At 30.0% G+C, this 15,346-nt stretch carries 15 protein-coding genes; 8 read left to right on the top strand and 7 right to left on the bottom strand.

The genetic code is table 11. The annotated features are described in order from the left end of the window. Positions 1-7: 7 nt before the first annotated feature. Together mnmA and AQ1685_RS08635 are read right to left on the bottom strand one after the other, a co-directional pair. Positions 8-1,195 carry a tRNA 2-thiouridine(34) synthase MnmA gene (gene mnmA / locus AQ1685_RS08640; protein ID WP_095071288.1) on the bottom strand — a complete coding sequence of 396 codons (1,188 nt, stop codon included), beginning with the start codon at positions 1,193-1,195 and terminating at the stop codon, positions 8-10. An 82-nt stretch (positions 1,196-1,277) separates the two neighbouring features. Continuing rightward, on the bottom strand, positions 1,278-1,982 hold the full coding sequence (locus AQ1685_RS08635; RefSeq protein ID WP_157730161.1) for a toxin-antitoxin system YwqK family antitoxin: 705 nt from the start codon (positions 1,980-1,982) through the stop codon (positions 1,278-1,280). A gap of 63 nt (positions 1,983-2,045) precedes the next feature. Here AQ1685_RS08635 and AQ1685_RS08630 point away from each other — a divergent pair, with 63 nt between their 5' ends. The 3 genes from AQ1685_RS08630 to AQ1685_RS08620 all read left to right on the top strand — a co-directional run bounded on the left by AQ1685_RS08630 (position 2,046) and on the right by AQ1685_RS08620 (position 4,051). Beyond that, positions 2,046-2,627 carry an adenylosuccinate lyase gene (locus AQ1685_RS08630; protein WP_095071285.1) on the top strand — a complete coding sequence of 194 codons (582 nt, stop codon included), beginning with the start codon at positions 2,046-2,048 and terminating at the stop codon, positions 2,625-2,627. Between the two features lie 21 nt (positions 2,628-2,648). Beyond that, a complete protein-coding gene (locus AQ1685_RS08625) occupies positions 2,649-3,689 on the top strand; it encodes a hypothetical protein (RefSeq protein WP_095071282.1) in 1,041 nt (346 codons plus the stop codon). A 101-nt stretch (positions 3,690-3,790) separates the two neighbouring features. Next, on the top strand, positions 3,791-4,051 hold the full coding sequence (locus AQ1685_RS08620; protein WP_095071279.1) for a hypothetical protein: 261 nt from the start codon (positions 3,791-3,793) through the stop codon (positions 4,049-4,051). A 49-nt stretch (positions 4,052-4,100) separates the two neighbouring features. Here the strand turns inward: AQ1685_RS08620 and AQ1685_RS08615 are convergent, their stop codons facing one another. Further along, positions 4,101-5,600, bottom strand: a complete 1,500-nt coding sequence (locus AQ1685_RS08615) for an Ig-like domain-containing protein (protein WP_162288570.1) — start codon at positions 5,598-5,600, stop codon at positions 4,101-4,103. Positions 5,601-5,789: 189 nt separating this feature from the next. On the opposite strand from AQ1685_RS08615, the gene AQ1685_RS08610 reads away from it, so the two are divergent. After that, a complete protein-coding gene (locus AQ1685_RS08610) occupies positions 5,790-5,987 on the top strand; it encodes a hypothetical protein (RefSeq protein ID WP_095071273.1) in 198 nt (65 codons plus the stop codon). A 27-nt stretch (positions 5,988-6,014) separates the two neighbouring features. Further along, positions 6,015-6,275, top strand: a complete 261-nt coding sequence (locus AQ1685_RS08605; RefSeq protein WP_095071270.1) for a hypothetical protein — start codon at positions 6,015-6,017, stop codon at positions 6,273-6,275. A gap of 32 nt (positions 6,276-6,307) precedes the next feature. On the opposite strand, the gene AQ1685_RS08600 is transcribed toward AQ1685_RS08605, so the two are convergent. From AQ1685_RS08600 to AQ1685_RS08590, 3 genes are all read right to left on the bottom strand, one after another. Then, positions 6,308-7,144 (bottom strand): sterol desaturase family protein, encoded by an 837-nt coding sequence (locus AQ1685_RS08600; protein WP_095075035.1) that lies wholly within the window; start codon positions 7,142-7,144, stop codon positions 6,308-6,310. Between the two features lie 150 nt (positions 7,145-7,294). Further along, positions 7,295-10,222: a T9SS type B sorting domain-containing protein gene (locus AQ1685_RS08595; protein WP_162288569.1), complete on the bottom strand. Its 2,928-nt coding sequence runs from the start codon at positions 10,220-10,222 to the stop codon at positions 7,295-7,297. Between the two features lie 41 nt (positions 10,223-10,263). Next, positions 10,264-10,764 carry a YkgJ family cysteine cluster protein gene (locus AQ1685_RS08590; RefSeq protein WP_095071264.1) on the bottom strand — a complete coding sequence of 167 codons (501 nt, stop codon included), beginning with the start codon at positions 10,762-10,764 and terminating at the stop codon, positions 10,264-10,266. Positions 10,765-10,859: 95 nt separating this feature from the next. Between AQ1685_RS08590 and argS the strand changes: the two genes are divergently transcribed. From argS to lpdA, 3 genes are read left to right on the top strand one after another with little or no spacing between them, the layout of a single operon-like run. Next, complete coding sequence (gene argS / locus AQ1685_RS08585) at positions 10,860-12,632, top strand: arginine--tRNA ligase (protein ID WP_095071261.1); 1,773 nt, start codon at positions 10,860-10,862, stop codon at positions 12,630-12,632. Between the two features lie 13 nt (positions 12,633-12,645). Continuing rightward, positions 12,646-13,236: a hypothetical protein gene (locus tag AQ1685_RS08580; protein ID WP_157730160.1), complete on the top strand. Its 591-nt coding sequence runs from the start codon at positions 12,646-12,648 to the stop codon at positions 13,234-13,236. Between the two features lie 11 nt (positions 13,237-13,247). Then, positions 13,248-14,636 (top strand): dihydrolipoyl dehydrogenase, encoded by a 1,389-nt coding sequence (lpdA, locus tag AQ1685_RS08575; RefSeq protein WP_095071255.1) that lies wholly within the window; start codon positions 13,248-13,250, stop codon positions 14,634-14,636. A 77-nt stretch (positions 14,637-14,713) separates the two neighbouring features. Here lpdA and AQ1685_RS08570 read toward each other — a convergent pair whose 3' ends face one another. Then, the gene (locus tag AQ1685_RS08570) at positions 14,714-15,316 is read right to left on the bottom strand and encodes an outer membrane beta-barrel protein (RefSeq protein WP_095071253.1); all 603 of its coding nucleotides are present in this window, start codon (positions 15,314-15,316) and stop codon (positions 14,714-14,716) included. Positions 15,317-15,346: the final 30 nt, after the last annotated feature.

The following is a 15,346-nucleotide window of genomic DNA, read 5'->3' as shown; positions in this document are numbered from 1 at the left end:
TATTTAATTAGGAAATCACACCAGATCCTAAAAGTTCTTCGTTAGCATACCAAGCTACGAATTGTCCTTCTTGGATGGCAGATTGAGCATTTGCAAATTCTACAAATATCCCATTTCCTACTTTATATATTTTAGCTTTTTCTAGAGATTGACGATAACGAATTCTAGCTTCTACCTCCATTGTTTCACCCACACTTAAAGCTAAATCTTCACGTACCCAATGTAATTCTTCATTAGATACAAAAAGTACATTTCTATACAATCCCTGGTGACTTTTTCCTTCACCTGTGTAGATGATATTTTCGTCTACATCTGTTTCTATAACAAAAAGAGGTTCTTTGGTTCCTCCTACAGCTAATCCTTTGCGTTGTCCTTTTGTAAAATAATGCGCTCCTTGATGTTTACCTACTGTTTTTCCGTCAGAAACTTGGTAAGTAAATTTTTTCGACTTGTATTCAAGCTCAGCTATCTTATGTTCAAATTTAGGTAAAGATTTTGTATACGCTTCAAAAGTGCTAGGTATTTGAACAATAACACCTTCTTTAGGTTGTAGTTTTTGCTGTAAAAAATCTGGTAATCTTACTTTTCCTATAAAACACAATCCTTGAGAATCTTTCTTTTCAGCAGTAATTAAATCTGCCTCTTTTGCAATTGCTCTAACTTCTGGCTTTGTTAACTCTCCGATAGGAAATAAAGCTTTAGCTAATTGCTCTTGCGATAGTTGACATAAAAAGTAGGATTGATCTTTATTATTGTCTTTACCTGCTAATAACTTATATACTTTTTTTCCATTGATTACTTCCTCTTCTTTTCTACAATAATGTCCTGTAGCTACATAATCTGCCCCTAAACCCAAGGCAATGTCCATAAAAACATCAAATTTAATTTCTCTATTACAAAGTACATCTGGATTTGGAGTACGACCTTTTTCATATTCATCGAACATATAATCAACGATACGTTCTTTATATTGTTCACTTAAATCTACAGTCTGAAAAGGAATTCCTAACTTCTCTGCAACAATCATTGCATCGTTACTATCCTCTAACCATGGGCATTCATCTGAGATTGTAACAGAATCATCGTGCCAATTTTTCATAAACAAGCCAATAACATCGTAGCCTTGTTCTTTTAATAAGTAAGCCGTTACACTACTATCTACACCACCAGAAAGCCCAACAACAACTCGTTTCATATTTTACATATTTTAGGCTGCAAATTTACGAAATTGTTATTGATAGTTTTATCATTAAACTCAATGGTTAAATAGCTATTGTTTATTGTTCTTTTTTCTTCTTTTTTATACTCGTATCTGGTCTTCCTTTTTTAGATAACTCACCATCTATATAGAACTCCCATTTTCCAATACGTTTTCCTTCCTTATACATTCCTTTTTCTTTAATGATTCCTTTTAAGTCGTAATATTTACCTTCACCTTCAAGGTTACCATTTACATAATTTACGTGTTCTATTAAAACTCCGTCTTCAGTATAAATTTTAGAAGAACCATTCCTTTTTCCGTTTTTATATTCTGAAATTTCAGTTACTCTACCGTTAATGTAGTAGTTTTTTAATATTCCGTGTAACTTTCCATCCATGTAATGCTCTTCAGAAAAAATAGTTTTTCCGTCTGAAAAATAGTATATCCATTTTCCAACTCTTTTTCTTCCTACCATTTTCCCTTTAGTTTTTACTCTACTTTTATTGTAAAACTTTACTGAAGCTGTATCTGACTTTTCAGAAAAAACCTTCACTATAGATGGATAAGACGCCCCTCTATCATAAAAAGAAAACATTCCTACTTCTTTTCCACTTTTAAACTGACCTTTGTAACGAACATCTCCATTTTCATAATTCTTTCGCCATAAACCAGTTCTTTTACCATTAGCATCAACCTGATTAATTTTTTGAGCTGATGACACTAATGTAAATAACATTGTAAATACAAAACTTAAAACAACATATTCTTTAGCTTTTACCATTGCCTCTCTTTTTGTTTTTATATTTAGTAAATTTTTCTGTAAAAGTACACAAACCATACCAATATGAGTATTGATTTTCTAATTTCTATATTAAATACCGTTGAAAACCCTAAAAAAGTAAATCGAAATAAAGCTGCAAATATTGTATTAGAGCAACCTGAATTAATAGAATTCTTGGTAGATTTAACATTTAAGACTGATGAAAAAATATCTATAAAAGCAGCTTGGATACTAGAATGGATTTGTACTCATCATGGAATTAACTACCTGATTCCTTATATAGATACTTTTACGACTAATATCCATAGTTTACGTTTTGATGGTGTGCTTCGAACTTGTGCTAAGAATTGTGAACATTTAGCTATTGCATTTGATGAAAAGAATCATAATAAAACCAAAGAAACATTAACAGACTCTCACATAGATGCAATTATTGAAACTGGTTTTGACTGGTTAATTTCTAATCAAAAGATAGCAGTAAAAGCTTACACAATGAATACTCTTTTTCTTTTTGGCAAATATAAAGATTGGGTTCATTCAGAACTTGAACATATAATAAGGACTAAAGTGATTCATGAAAGTAAAGGTTGTGAAGCTAGAGGTAAAAAAGTGCTATCATTAATTCATAAAAGGAATAATTCTTGATAGTTGTTATTAAATTTAGATATGAAAAAGCTATTTTATCTCTCTTTAGTTTTTGTACTAATTTCTTGCTCAAAAGTTATTAAGAAAGAAGATTTACAAGGTGTTTGGATTTGTAATTATAAAGCACATTCTAACTCTTTCTTTCATGAAATTTACTTCAAAAATGATTCTATAACATTAATTGATTTTTTCGATTACAGTTTTAAAGGTAAATATGAAATACAAGGAGATTCTTTAAGAATTTATCTAAAAAATAAAACACTCAAAAAGAAAATTGATTTACAACAAAATGACTCAATAGTAATTCTAAACAATAGTACATTTTTAAGACATTCGAATATTATTGAAAATGAATATATAACTTATAACCTTATAAATTTAGATTCTAATATTAAAATACATTACGATAGTCTATCAACAAACCATAAAACATTCAATTTAATTAAAAGAGAAAATAAATTTATACTTGAAGATTACAGTGGTTTTGATAATTTAAATTTAAAATTATATAACTACCCTGTTCATACAATTTTCATCACTTATAATATACTATTAAATAGAGAAATTACACTTAGACAATTAAAAAATATACTTTCAAAAATAAACCTTACTTCTCATTGTAAAATAAACTTAATTACTAAGATTGACTTACAAAAGGAATTATATCATGTTTTCCCTTTAATTATAAATTCATGGGAAGAAGATTTGAAAAAACTACAAAAAGAAAATAAGGAATTATATCATGTTTTCCCTTTAATTATAAATTCATGGGAAGAAGATTTGAAAAAACTACAAAAAGAAAATAATGGTTTTCCGCCTAGGCCTCCAATAACAGAAGATGAGAATAAAGCATCATATATTGAAGCCTATCATCCTGAACTTTTACAAATAAAATCCAAACAAGACTTTGATAAAATACAACATATCAAACCTAACTCGCATTATTTAATTAGTATTAATATTGAATTACCTGTTCAAGAATATTTAAAACTAACTCAGAAGTTAAATTTCATTCGAAAAGACAAAAACACCAGAATTCGAACAGAACTTATTAATTTTTAATTTCTAAAACTATTCAGAAGTTGATATGGTTCATTCGGAAATATTCTACCTAATAATAGGTTAATTAGCAATACATTGATATTGAATTAAAAATATCAATCATGAAAAAAAACATTTTAAACTTAAACGGTATTAAAATTTTATCTAAAAAACAACAAGGTCAAACTCTTGGTGGACATTTAACTGGTATCGGAGATTCTAAATCTCATATTACTTGGAGATGCTTTAGAAATGACTCTGGAAATAGATATTTCTTCTCTCCTGTAGATTTATCTAGTGCAACTACCGTGTGTTACCCTTTTGATAATTCTGTTAACGCTCCTACTCACCCAACATCAGCAGAACCACATAAACCAATATAAAATCTATTATATAAAAAAAAGCAAACCTTAATCGGTTTGCTTTTTGAAATTATTGTTTACAATTACCATTTACTAAATTTTCTTTGGTCGGATTGTATAAATTATTCTCTGTACCTATATAATAATCTGTTGTTTGTGTTTTCACTAAATTATCTAAAGCACAGTAATCAGATAGCTTGGGATTATCTTTAATAATTATAGATTTTATTTTCTTAAGGTTTTCGAGTCCTTTTAAACTAGTTAACTCGGTATTTGTTATATAAACTTCTCCATCAAATTCTTCAACTTTTTCAAAAGCTGATAAATCTTTTATCCTACTTCCATCTATAAATAATTGTCCTGAAATTTTTGTGAATCCTTTCTCTTTGAAAAAATCTAGCCAGTAAGGTCCAGAAACTCTGGTTTGTACTCCCTGATACTCGTACGAAGGAACTAATCTTTCACATTCAAATGCTATACTTCCTGGATTAAATCTATTACGATTCATCAAATAAAAAGTTCCTCTAATTTCTCCATCAGTAACCAACGGAAGTAATCCACAAAAACTATATAAAGCTTGATTATTACTAATCGATAAATCTTCTCCTACTAATTTCAAATTAGTTAATTCATTTAAATTTTCTATACGTAAATTACCTTGGATTCTTAAATCTTGCTCAACTTCAGTAACATTATTTAATCCTTCTAAATTAACTAAGTTAATATTATCTCCTATGCTTAACCATAAAAAAGATTTTACATGAATTAAATCCTTTATATCTTCTAATTTATGATTACCATTTAAATTTAAAGCTACACCTGTTTCTTTAATGTTAGGAAATCCTTTAAGGTTTAATAACTCATTGTTGAAGGCTATTTGAATAAAACCTTCTACTTCCATATCTTCTATTCCTTCTACACTTGTTAAGATAGTATGTATAATATCTAATCTTTTTACAAATTTGATCTTTTTTAAAGGAGTCAAATCATTTACAGCATAAGGAAAAGCATATCCATTTGTTCCAAAAGCGTTACCTATGTGAAGTTCTCCATTAATAGAAGTGTATCCTCTCGAAACAAAATCTTCTAATTCTTCTTGATTTAATAAATTTACATCTCCTTCAAAAACTTCACTAACTCCTGTTCCTTTTAATGTAATAGAAGAATTGTTTGATGTAGCATTACTTATGATTTCTATAGTGCTAGTATATGCTCTTTCTTCAACAGGAGTAAAGGTTATTTTTAGTTCTTTTTTGGTACTAGGAATTATCTCTAACTCTTTCTGATCTATAGAAAAACCATCTGCCAAGATAATATCTTCTATTTTTAAAGTAGCATTACCTTCATTTGAAATCTCGATAGGAAAAGATTTACTTACAGTATTTACGATATTTCCAAAATCTATATAATCTGTATCGTTTTCTACTTTAATTGTTAAAATAGCAATAGGATCAGGATCTGGATTTGAATCAGGATCTGGAACTATAATATCAATGTTTTGTTCGTTTGCATCTTCTCCTCCACAAGCAAGTAAGCTTACTGTAAATAAAAGAAATATAATTTTTCTCATAGTTTTATTATTATGTTTAAAAGATTGCAAAACTAAATAAAAAAGCCAATCCTTAATTATATCCATCTTAAAAATATTTTACCTCTATTATTTACAGGTAAAACCCATAATTAAAGAAGTTTTATTCCTCATCATTACACTATTTACTCTAAGTAATTTGCACTCGAATTATTAATCAAAAACAAAATCATGTTAAAGAATATTTTAAAACAAAAAGGTGTAAAAAAACTAAATAATAAAAGTTTAACACGAATTAACGGAGGATATCAAGAATACTATTGTTGGACTAGTTCTGGTAGAACATACACTTCTAATATTGATATTTCTTCGTCATCTACACATTGTGTTCCTATAGTAGAAGTAGTTGCTGAACGAGTAAAAGAATAAACTAATTTTTAATTAAATATAACTATTATGAAAAAAGGTATTTTAAACCTAAAGGAAGTGAAAAAAATCACAACAAGTGATCAGAAAAAGATTCGCGGCGGTGGTGGTGGCCATGGCTTTGGTAATCCTATTGATGCTACTCCTGTAGATCCTGTAGGGCCAGCTTTACCAAATTGGCAGTGGATGTGTTATTCTTCGGGTACAAAACCTTATAACAAACCACAATTTTTTAAATCTGAAACGAATTTAAGTTTAACAGATTGGAGATATAAATGCTTCAAATTATAATAAAAAAACGAGCTTTAAAGCTCGTTTTTTTATTATAACTCATCCAAATTTGTTGGTTTTCTATATCCTTGAAAAGGTTGTTTTAATAGTTCAACTAAATCTGAGTTTTTTACTTCATCTGGAAATGTATCTACACCATACACTATTTTTTCTCTGTCTAATTCCATGTAAGTTCCCAATAATCTATCCCAAATAGAAAAAATATTTCCAAAGTTAGAATCTGTATACGGTAATAAGTTGTGATGGTGAACTTTGTGCATATCTGGTGATACTATGATGTAACTTAATATTTTATCTAACTTTCTTGGCATTTTTAAATTAGCATGGTTAAATTGAGTAAATACTAAAGATAATGATTGATAAAGCATGATAATATAAAATGGTGTACCAACTAAAAAAACACCTAGTAATGTAAATGCAAAACGAATTACACTCTCTATCGGATGATGCCTATTTGCTGTAGTAGTATCAACTTTGTGATCTGAATGATGAACTAAATGTACCATCCATAAAGGCTTTACTTTGTGTTCAACTAAATGAGCTAAATACGCTCCAAAAAAATCTAAGCATAAAACACCCAAAGTAATATAAGCCCATAAAGGCATTTCTGGTAACCAATTTATCAATCCGAATTGATTTTCATCTACCCAAAATGACGTTTGTAATAATAAAAATGCTAATGCAAAATTGATAATCACTGTAGTTCCTGTAAAAAATAAATTAGGCCAAGCATGCTTTAATTTATTATACTTAAAATTAAATAATGGTATCCCACTTTCTAAAATCCAAAAAAAAGAAATTCCGCCGACCAATAACATACTTCTATGTAATGTTGGCATATTTTCAAAATAACTTTTTATAACCTCCATAAATAACTCTGTAATTGTTTGATATAACAATGTTAGTAAAAAAATTAGGTTACAAAATTTACCTCTGTTAAGAAAAACTACGAAATTGACAATTTTCTTTGCTAAAAACTACAATATACTCACAAATACAAGTGTAAAACTAATAGAATCTTAAATTCTTCGTAGTGCAAAATGTGATCTAAAGTATTTTGTTTCTCCTAAATTATTGGTATATTCTACTAAGTACCAATAATCATTTGAAGGCAATCTTTTACCATTGTACATTCCGTTCCAAGAAGGTGACGATGGAGTTAAACGAGCTAATTCTTTTCCAAACCTATCATAGATATAAACAATATAATCGCACGAATTAAGCATTTCTAATGACCAACTGTCGTTATATCCATCATTATTTGGTGTAAAAAAGGTCTTCGTTTTAAAACATTCTATTTCATCAGGAACACATATTATATTCAAATCTGGTAGCGTTGTATTACAACCTGTATCAACATCTCTAATAAACACATTTTCGTAAATCCCTGACTTTAAACTAGAAATTACAAGATCTCCAGAGTTATTAGACTGAATCCTTAAATTTTCATTATTTCCTTCAAACTCAAAAGACACCTCAAAAAACTGATTGACAGATAGATTAGAAAATACGATTGAACCATCGTTAACTTTACAAGATGAAGAATTTGTTGCGTAAACAGACGGAGAAAAAGATATGGTATTTAAATCTACAGCTATTATTTCATCAGTACATGAATTAGCTATATCTGTTATTTCTATATTTTGATATCTGCCAGGTTCTAATGCTGAAAGTGTAATTTCTCCTACCGAATTTGAGTTATAATTATTATCAACTCGCACTCCTTCTTTTAAATAAGAAATATTATATAAGGTGTTTGATAATAATCTTGATATTGAAATAGTTCCATCTGCTACTGCACATGAAGTAGGGTTTGTTTTTTCAAATTCAATTTGAAAATTTGCTTGTTCTATTTCAATATTTCCTAACATTTTAGAACAACTAGCACCTCGTTGATTCACTTCTACGCTTTCATAATTACCAGATGATAAACCTATTAACTCAATTTCTCCCTGTGAATTAGATTGCTCTTCTATTGTAATATTATTAGTATTAAAACTGTAATTAATTACATAAAAAGTATTTGGTGTTAAATTTGCAATTTCTATTTGTCCATCGTTTAAACCACAAAAGGACTCATTCGAAGAAGTTACAGTCGCATTTAATTCAGTAGTTGTTAACTCCATAAGTCCCAAACCATCTGAACAAGGTGTGGTTGTACCAATGATCATGATATACTCATATCTTCCTGATGTTAATCCTGTTAAAAATACTTCTCCAGCAGAATTTGCTGTATAATTATTACGAACTAGAACACTATTCAAATAATAATCTACTACATAGGTTTCATTAGGTGTTAGTTTTGATATTTCAATAACACCATCAGCAGTACCACACGAAGTTGGATCAGTTTTATTATATTCTGGAATAAAATCAGCATTAAGTATTTCAATAGGATCTAAAGTACTTACACAAGTAAAACCTATTCGACTTATTTCGATATTTTCATATTTACCTGCTGACAGTCCCGCAATTTCAATTTCTCCTTGTGAATTCGATTGCTGTTGAATTGTCGTTGCGACACTATTTAAACTGTAAGATATATTATAATTAGTATTCGCTAACAATTCAGAAATAGTAAAACTTCCGTCATTTAAACCACATAGTGAAGTATTTTCAAAAGAACTTTTATACTCTTTTTTATCACCTAACTCTAAAATCCAAACTGCTCCTTTTCTTCCTCCATTTTCTCGATCTCTATATGCACCTACAGCAAAAGAAATATTTCCAGAAGTATTATTAAGTACAGATACAGAACCTCCGAAAAAATCTCCATCTTCTAAATTCCCTGTGAAGCAATTTTCTCCATAAGTATATAAAAAATCTTCTGAGACTGTTCCATCTCTATTTAATTCTATAATATAAAAACCACCTGTTTGAGTAAATGAAATATTATTTCGTTCGCGCAATGCACCAACTATTATTTCTATTTTTCCATCATTATCAATATCAGTAACTCCATCTATAGACTCACCAAACAATGCATTTGCTGATACTGTATTAGACAAACCTCCATTTAAATTAGAAATCTTTGTGTGATTTTTTACTGTTCCATCTGTATTTAGAAAAAGAATATAAAAACCTCCAGAATTAACTAATTGATCATCATCTCGGTAAGCTCCAACTGCAATATCGCTAACTCCGTCACCATCTAAATCACCAATGTTAGCGACAGAACCTCCAAAGAAATCTTCAAATTGTAATGTTCCAGAAAAATTACCTTGTGTACTACTAATCTTTTGAAAATCTTTTACAGTTAAATCAGCATTCATAAATAAAATCCAAACTGCTCCTCTTCTCGATCCTCCATCTCCATCTCTCCTAGATCCAACTGCTAAATCTTGTATTCCATCACCATCTAAATCACCAATATTTTCTATATCTGTTCCAAAAATTGCATCTCCATTGATAAAACCTAAAAAATTACCTTGCGTATCACTAATCTTCCTATGCGAATTAACAGTTCCATCATTATTAAGACTTAAAATCCAAACAGCACCATGCCAAAATCCACCATCGCCATCATAATCTGCGCCAACAGCTAATTCTATTAATCCGTCATTATTTATGTCTCCTAGATAAGATACAGCTCCTCCAAATCTATCATCATTATCTAAAACACCTGTAAAACCTCCGGAAGTATTACTAATTTTTGTGTGAGAAATTACTTGATTGTCTGTATCTAAAAATAAAATCCAAACAGCTCCTCTACTAGAACCTCCATCGTCATCTCCAAATGCACCAACTGCAATATCATTAACACCATTTCCATCTAAATCACCAATATTATCAATTGATATTCCCCAAGAATCGTCGATATCCAACATTCCTGTAAAGCCTCCGTTAACTTCATTTATTTTCTGAAACTTTGAAACAGAATATCCTTGAGCCTTTAATAAAATAGCATGTACGAGTAATAGTAAAAAAAGTATTTTTTTAATTTTCATAGCATTTATAAAATTCATGTAATATGTGACAAAGAGTAAACTTAAGATTGAGGTAATCTCTTTTTTAATTCCTCAAGAATCCTGTAAGTAGCAGGACAAACTTCTGTGTTCTTAATGGTAAGATTTGCCAATTGGATAAACTTTTTTCTATTGGTGTGTGGATATTCTGCGCAAGCTTTCGGACGAACATCGTAAATGAAACAAGAATTATCATTTAAATCTAAAAAAGGACAAGGTGAAGTTTGTAATACATGAAAATCATCTTCGTCGATACGCAAATATTGAGCAACAAAATCAGCTACTTTCATTTTTAAATGTTTCGCTATGCGTTCAATATCTTTATAAGTAAACATCGGACTCGTAGTTTTACAACAATTTCCACAGTTTAAACAATCTGTTCGTTCAAATTCTTCTTCATGAATCTCTCGAACAACTAAATCTAGACGTTTAGGAGTACGCTTTTTTAATTTCTGAAAGTATTTTTTATTCTCCTGTAGCTTTTCTTGAGCTAATTCTCTAAGATTTTCAAGGTCTTTATCCATATTGCAAAACTACAGTAATATGACCAGAAATGAGCCAAATAAACCAATAAAATTATGTAATTTTGCTACTCGATTTAAAAGAAATAAGTCAACTAATGAGCATACAATCGTTACTAGAAGCGAAGGTTAAAGAAGGGTTTGAAAAATTATACGAAACTGAAATTCCATCTGTAGAATTTCAAGCAACCCGAAAAGATTTTGAAGGAGATATAACTGTAGTAGTTTTCCCTTTATTACGATACAAAAAAGGAAATCCGGTTCAAATTGGAAACGACTTAGGTGATTACTTGGTAGAAAACGTACAAGAAGTATCTAGTTTTAATGTTGTAAAAGGATTTTTAAACTTAGTTATTGATGATAGTTTTTACATCAATTTCTTTAACGAAATCGCGACTAACGAAAGGTATGGCTTTGTAACTTCTAGTACAGATGCTAGAATGGTTGAATATTCTTCGCCAAACACTAATAAACCTTTACACTTAGGCCACGTTCGTAACGTGTTATTAGGATATTCAGTTTCTGAAATCTTAAAAGCTGCCGGTCATAAAGTTTACAAAACTCAAATCATTAACGATAGAGGAATTCATATTTGTAAATCGATGTTGGCTTGGAAACGTTTTGGTAACGGAGAAACTCCAGCGTCTACAGGTTTAAAAGGAGACAAATTAGTTGGAAATTACTACGTAAAATTCGATCAAGAATACAAAAAGGAAATCAGTGATTTAGTTGCTGACGGAATGAGTGAAGATGATGCTAAAAAACAAGCTCCTATTTTCTTAGAAGCTCAAGAAATGTTACGTAAATGGGAATCTGGTGATGAAGAAACTGTAGCACTTTGGAAAACAATGAATGGTTGGGTGTATGAAGGTTTTGATGTAACATATAAAAATATTGGTGTCGATTTTGATAAATTATATTACGAAAGTGATACCTATTTATTAGGAAAAGATATTATTGAACAAGGATTGAAAGATGGAGTATTCTTTAAAAAAGAAGATGGCTCTGTTTGGTGTGATTTAACTGAAGATGGTTTAGATGAAAAATTGGTATTACGTTCGGATGGAACTGCGGTATACATGACTCAAGATATTGGAACTGCAATTCAACGTGCTAAAGATTTCACTGATTTAAACGGAATGGTTTATACAGTTGGTAACGAACAAGATTATCACTTTAAAGTACTTTTCTTAATCTTAAAAAAGTTAGGTTACAATTGGGCTGATCAATTATATCATTTAAGTTACGGAATGGTTGATTTACCATCTGGAAAGATGAAATCGCGTGAAGGAACTGTTGTTGATGCAGATGACTTAATGGATGAAATGACAAATACAGCTCGTGAAATTTCTCAAGAATTAGGGAAATTAGAAGGATATTCAAACGAAGAAAAAGAATCATTATATCGAATTATCGGACTAGGAGCTTTAAAATACTTCATTTTAAAAGTAGATCCAAAAAAACGAATTTTATTCGATCCGCAAGCTTCTGTAGATTTCCAAGGAAATACAGGTCCGTTTGTACAGTATACTTTTGCTAGAATTCAATCTATCTTAAGAAAAGCAGATTTTGATCATTCTAAAACTGTCTCAGGAATTGATTTACACGAGAAAGAAAAGGAATTAATCAAACAATTAGAGTTATATCCTGAAGTAATTCAGCAAGCAGCAAAGAATTACTCTCCTGCGGTAATTGCTAATTACACATATGATTTAGTTAAAGAATTCAATTCTTTCTATCAAAATGTGTCTATTCTTGGAGAAGAAAATGAAGATAAAAAGATTTTTAGAGTTCAATTAGCAAAAAAAGTAGCAGATACTATTGCTTCTGCATTCCGTTTGTTAGGTATTGATGTTCCTGAAAGAATGTAAAAACTATGTATTTATGAAAAAAAGTTTTTTCCTTATGCTATGTTTTGTTTCAATATCTCTATTGAGTCAAAATAAATTAGGTTCTTCTGGTAGATATAAATTAGGCGCGTTACATCTTAAAAATGGCACCGTTCTTACTGGTGAAATTAAAATTATCAAACACCATAGAATTGTACTGAAAAAGGAAGATGAAAAAAAAGGTTTTGACCATACTCTTGTCAAGAGTATAGTTTTTAATGATTCTACGAAATATCATTACAAAAAAAGCGATAAAGTAAACTTATTATTAAAAAAAGAAGTTAGTGGTCCTGTAGAACTTTACTCTTTAGCTTCCTATTTTGCTGGTTTCTCCGATGGGTCTATGGCTTCTATGAGCATGCATTATTATCTTGGTAAAGAAGGTAACGATTTAATAGATAAAGTACCAAGAAACATAGAAGGTAGACGTTTCCGAAAATTTATTAGCAAATATGCTTCTAATTGCGAAAAACTTTTAGAAAAAGTTCAGAGCAAGAAAAGTATAAGGTCTAATTTTGACTCTAATATTATTAAAATAATACATTTTTTTAATACTAATTGTAATAATAAAACAAACAACAAGTAAAAATAAATAACATGAAATACGACATTATAGTAATTGGATCTGGTCCTGGAGGTTATGTAACTGCCATTAGAGCTTCTCAATTAGGTTTTAAAACCGCTGTAGTTGAAAAGGAAAGTTTAGGTGGTATTTGTTTAAACTGGGGATGTATTCCAACTAAAGCTTTATTAAAATCTGCACAAGTTTATGATTACTTAAAACATGTTGATGAATATGGTTTAAAGGCTGAAGCTATTGACAAAGACTTTGATGCTGTAATAAAAAGAAGTCGTGGTGTTGCTGATGGAATGAGCAAAGGTGTTCAATTCTTAATGAAGAAAAACAAAATCGATGTCATTGACGGTTTTGGAAAAATTAAAACTGGTAAAAAAGTAGATGTTACTGCTGAAGATGGAACTGTAACTGAATATTCTGCAGATCATATTATTATTGCAACTGGAGCTCGTTCTCGTCAATTACCAAGTTTACCACAAGATGGTAAAAAAGTAATTGGATATAGAGAAGCGATGACATTACCTCAACAACCAAAATCTATGATTGTTGTTGGTTCTGGTGCAATTGGAGTTGAGTTTGCTCACTTCTATAATGCAATGGGTACAGAAGTAACTATTGTTGAATATATGCCAAATATTGTTCCTGTTGAAGATAAAGATGTTTCTAAACAAATGGAGCGTTCTTTCAAAAAATCAGGAATTAAAGTAATGACAAATTCTTCTGTTGAGTCTGTAGATACATCTGGTGATGGAGTAAAAGCTACAGTTAAAACTAAAAAAGGAGAACAAGTTTTAGAAGCTGATATTGTTTTATCTGCTGTTGGTATTAAAACAAACATTGAAAACATCGGATTAGAAGATGTTGGAATTGTTACAGATAGAGATAAAATCTTAGTAAACGATTGGTACCAAACTAATATTCCTGGTTATTATGCTATTGGAGATGTAACTCCTGGTCCAGCTTTAGCACACGTTGCTTCTGCTGAAGGAATTACTTGTGTTGAAAAAATCGCTGGTTTACACACAGAAACTATCGATTACGGAAATATTCCTGGATGTACATATGCAACTCCAGAAATTGCTTCTGTTGGTTTAACTGAAGAAAAAGCGAAAGAGCAAGGTTACGATATTAAAGTTGGTAAATTCCCATTCTCTGCTTCTGGTAAAGCAAAAGCTGCTGGAACTCCTGAAGGTTTCGTAAAAGTAATCTTCGACGCTAAATACGGAGAGTGGTTAGGTTGTCATATGATTGGTGCTGGTGTTACTGATATGATTGCTGAAGCTGTTTTAGGTAGAAAATTAGAAACTACTGGCCATGAAGTATTGAAAGCAGTTCACCCTCACCCAACAATGAGTGAAGCTGTTATGGAAGCTGTTGCTGATGCTTATGATGAAGTAATTCACTTATAAGAACAAAACATAAACAATAAAAAAAGTCGAAACTCAATAGTTTCGACTTTTTTTATTTATGAATATAATCTATAGTTTTAAAATCTGTAAGTTAATCCAAGAACAATACTTGATAAATTCAAGTCAAAAACAAAAGTACTTACACCACTTATAAAATCTGATTCTGATTTAGTATACACATAACCTAAAGATCCAACAGAGGCATTTATTGAAAAAGACTTTGATATAAAGTAGTTTAGTCCTGGTGAAATATTAATTCCATACTGATTTTCATCTGAAAGTACTCCTGATTCATAACTAACATTATTGAAAAATAAATCGGCTCCTATTAGAAATGAAAATCTTTTCTGTGGAGTAAAATAATAATCTCCTCCTAATCGAAAACCAAACTCTTGCTTTTTTTCTTGCTGACCTAAAAATGAATTTTCTACAAAAGAAGAACTAAATACTACACCTAAATCTAATGCTATTTTATCTGACACAAAATATCCTACAGATGGTGCAAAAATAAACGCTTCTGAACTCCTACCAGAATCTGATAAAAACGAAACCCCATAACTTACTCTTCCTGAAATATAAACATCATTTTTTTGAAACCCTTCTACTTTATTTTCTTCTTGAGCTTTTACACTAAAAATACATATAGTAAAAGCCAATACAGCAATTATATTTTTTTTCATAAGAATTTATTTGAATTAAAAAGCAAAAGT

The organism is Tenacibaculum jejuense, from assembly GCF_900198195.1.
GTDB lineage: Bacteria > Bacteroidota > Bacteroidia > Flavobacteriales > Flavobacteriaceae > Polaribacter > Polaribacter jejuensis.
This window is presented reverse-complemented; position numbering and strand designations above follow the sequence as displayed.

Coding starts and splice junctions, on each gene's coding strand:
- mnmA (WP_095071288.1), bottom strand. CDS start 1,195: ATGAAACGAGTTGTTGTTGGGCTTTCTGGTGGTGTAGATAGTAGTGTA.
- AQ1685_RS08635 (WP_157730161.1), bottom strand. CDS start 1,982: ATGGTAAAAGCTAAAGAATATGTTGTTTTAAGTTTTGTATTTACAATG.
- AQ1685_RS08630 (WP_095071285.1), top strand. CDS start 2,046: ATGAGTATTGATTTTCTAATTTCTATATTAAATACCGTTGAAAACCCT.
- AQ1685_RS08625 (WP_095071282.1), top strand. CDS start 2,649: ATGAAAAAGCTATTTTATCTCTCTTTAGTTTTTGTACTAATTTCTTGC.
- AQ1685_RS08620 (WP_095071279.1), top strand. CDS start 3,791: ATGAAAAAAAACATTTTAAACTTAAACGGTATTAAAATTTTATCTAAA.
- AQ1685_RS08615 (WP_162288570.1), bottom strand. CDS start 5,600: ATGAGAAAAATTATATTTCTTTTATTTACAGTAAGCTTACTTGCTTGT.
- AQ1685_RS08610 (WP_095071273.1), top strand. CDS start 5,790: ATGTTAAAGAATATTTTAAAACAAAAAGGTGTAAAAAAACTAAATAAT.
- AQ1685_RS08605 (WP_095071270.1), top strand. CDS start 6,015: ATGAAAAAAGGTATTTTAAACCTAAAGGAAGTGAAAAAAATCACAACA.
- AQ1685_RS08600 (WP_095075035.1), bottom strand. CDS start 7,144: ATGGAGGTTATAAAAAGTTATTTTGAAAATATGCCAACATTACATAGA.
- AQ1685_RS08595 (WP_162288569.1), bottom strand. CDS start 10,222: ATGAAAATTAAAAAAATACTTTTTTTACTATTACTCGTACATGCTATT.
- AQ1685_RS08590 (WP_095071264.1), bottom strand. CDS start 10,764: ATGGATAAAGACCTTGAAAATCTTAGAGAATTAGCTCAAGAAAAGCTA.
- argS (WP_095071261.1), top strand. CDS start 10,860: ATGAGCATACAATCGTTACTAGAAGCGAAGGTTAAAGAAGGGTTTGAA.
- AQ1685_RS08580 (WP_157730160.1), top strand. CDS start 12,646: ATGAAAAAAAGTTTTTTCCTTATGCTATGTTTTGTTTCAATATCTCTA.
- lpdA (WP_095071255.1), top strand. CDS start 13,248: ATGAAATACGACATTATAGTAATTGGATCTGGTCCTGGAGGTTATGTA.
- AQ1685_RS08570 (WP_095071253.1), bottom strand. CDS start 15,316: ATGAAAAAAAATATAATTGCTGTATTGGCTTTTACTATATGTATTTTT.